The organism is Acidithiobacillus sp. TH-A36 (assembly GCF_057473445.1).
Map to the genome: position 1 here is coordinate 1 of NZ_JBYCKP010000448.1, position 2,352 is coordinate 2,352.

Genomic DNA, 2,352 nt, shown 5'->3' on the forward strand with positions numbered 1-2,352 from the left:
ATTTTGGCAAAGTGCCAGAAATCACGGTATGGCCACAGGCTGAAATGCCTTTATTGCTGGTGATTGAATAGGTCAGACCAGCGGATTATCAATCCGGAGGTCTGGCAATAGGCAGTTACCGTTTGTAGTTGCCTGTCACCAAGGCCATGATGCGCCGCAGAGCTACGCGAAGTTAGTGGAAAATGGTTGCGACAATAAGACCGGTAGTTGCAACAACCAGGCCGAATGTCGCATAAGTCAGCCGCCTTGCGCTCTTGTCTTGTGCTTCCGTCATACGAACAAGCGCCTCCATAGCATGAATTTCAGACACTTTTTGTCGTCTCCACATTTCTGATCTGGCGGCTACTACGATGTCGGCCAATGGTACCGGCACCATATTCACTGTCGCCTGCGTCCCGTGTTGCGATGCTAGAAATGCCAGATCATTATCGTTAAGACCAATGATTCCTCCCCCGTTAACACGGCAAATCACGCTTTCAATGGTATGTTTTTCTGTTTCTGTAGGTTTTAATTCTTTCATGGCATCATCAATATGAAGCTTATCGTAAGATTTTTTTAATGGACCAGTTGTTGCATCCCGGTTGGTGCCTATTGCGATTGGTGAGCCTGGAGATTTACAGATGGCATGATAAAACATAATCCGTGTTTGAATAATTCAGACAAGCGGATGGTGAATCCGGTAATTGGCATATGGATGCCAACTAGTCAAAATTTGTACATGGATCAATTATCCGAGGCAAAGTAACTCAAATGTCCATTATACTTAGCGAGTTCAATAGTATTTTGCGCCAGTCTTCCTGCATGACCACCTTGTGCTGCAACTCTTTCCCATAGCCTTATAGCAACCATTCTATCTTGCGGCACACCTCGACCTTTGTAGTAGAAAAAACCTAGGTCGTATTCTGCCATTGGATCTCCCTGCGCTGCAGCCTTCCTAATCCAGTAGATTGCCTTCGCGTAATTCTGGGGGCAGCCTTTACCGTGGTAGTAATCACTTCCTAAGTGATTTTCCGCCCTAGCAAATCCTTGGGCTGCTGCCTTTTTGAACCAGTAGTTCGCCTTTACATAGTTCTGCGGAACACCTTGGCCTTGATGGTAAGCAACCCCTAAGTTGTATTCTGCCATCGCAAATCCTTGGGCTGCCGCCTTTTTGAACCAGTAGTTCGCCTTTACATAGTTCTGCGGAACACCTTGGCCTTGATGGTAGTCATTCCCTAAGTTGTTTTCCGCCATAGCATCTCCCTGGGCTGCCGCCTTTTTGTACCAGTGGATAGCTCGCGTATAGTTTTTTATCGCATTTAAATAAGCACCCAACCAAGATTGCGCTGCAACATCACCTGACTTCGCCGCGTCATATAGTTTTAGAGATTCCGCAATATTTCCAGTTTTATATGCTTCATTCGCCAAATGTTCCGCCTGCGCATCCGTCATCGCATATGCACTTTCTGCGAAAGACAGTCCAATGAGAACCAACGGGATAACGACGCGAATCTTCATTAATTTCTTCCAGAGAACGCCTGTTTAATCAATAAATTCGTTGGTTGGTGCGTATACATTTGCTTTTACTTGTGCACGCAAAACGCTCACAGCGTGTTCTAATGCCATAATGAATGTCTCGCATTCAGCGTCACCACCGAGAACAATTTCCACAGAGTCGACAGATTGTAATTGGTTGTTGTCAATTCTGACTGATATGTCAGTGCTTGCTTCGTTGACCAACCGGAATAGTGTGCGACCGCCGTGCCCACTGTCGCCTCCATTTGGACAATTTGTGCCAACAGTGACAGACAGTATGTTGAAGTTTTCAAACGTCTTTGAAGATACTTGGATCTGAGTCATCTAGGTTCCTCGAATGATTGAGCGAGTCTAAAATTCAACGATGCTGTCCAGCGTCACTAGAGACATTCCCGCCAGTCAAGCAGACAGAATGCACCATTATGTTTCGTTGGCGTAAAAATTAAGGCGTACAGCAAGTGCTAGAGTTTTTTTGAATGGGTGGACAAGGAACCGTACCGAAAGAACAGAAAACACAACAATCACCTTCCTTCGGGCTTAGAATTGCACCGCAGTTTTTGCAATCATAAAACCATTGGCATGCATCCGTTGGCATCGTTTCTGTTTCTTGGTGCCCACATTTAGGACAAGTGATTACTGATTCTAATCTTATTTCCACGAGCCTCGACCCTCAGTAAAAATTTTGTCTTTTAGACATAATGCATCATTCTGTCTCGTGGTCCCAAGACCACGAACGGCAGATCGCCCGGTTTTACTCGGTTCCCCTGCCACCCAGGAGGGCGGATTATGAGACATTACGGTGCCTCTGCTCATTCTGGCCACCAGGTTTTATTCAGT

Annotated in this window: 4 protein-coding genes; all 4 read right to left on the bottom strand. The window is 45.9% G+C overall.

The window, feature by feature from the left end; translation table 11 throughout:
* Positions 1 to 172: 172 nt before the first annotated feature.
* Positions 173 to 637, bottom strand: a complete 465-nt coding sequence (locus AC2VLY_RS11585) for a hypothetical protein (RefSeq protein WP_486892228.1) — start codon at positions 635 to 637, stop codon at positions 173 to 175.
* A gap of 86 nt (positions 638 to 723) precedes the next feature.
* A complete protein-coding gene (locus tag AC2VLY_RS11590; protein WP_486892229.1) occupies positions 724 to 1,497 on the bottom strand; it encodes a tetratricopeptide repeat protein in 774 nt (257 codons plus the stop codon).
* Positions 1,498 to 1,521: 24 nt separating this feature from the next.
* Positions 1,522 to 1,839, bottom strand: coding sequence for a hypothetical protein (locus tag AC2VLY_RS11595; RefSeq protein WP_486892230.1), 318 nt, complete (start codon positions 1,837 to 1,839; stop codon positions 1,522 to 1,524).
* A gap of 118 nt (positions 1,840 to 1,957) precedes the next feature.
* Positions 1,958 to 2,173 carry a GDCCVxC domain-containing (seleno)protein gene (locus AC2VLY_RS11600; protein WP_319803390.1) on the bottom strand — a complete coding sequence of 72 codons (216 nt, stop codon included), beginning with the start codon at positions 2,171 to 2,173 and terminating at the stop codon, positions 1,958 to 1,960.
* Between the last annotated feature and the right edge of the window lie 179 nt (positions 2,174 to 2,352).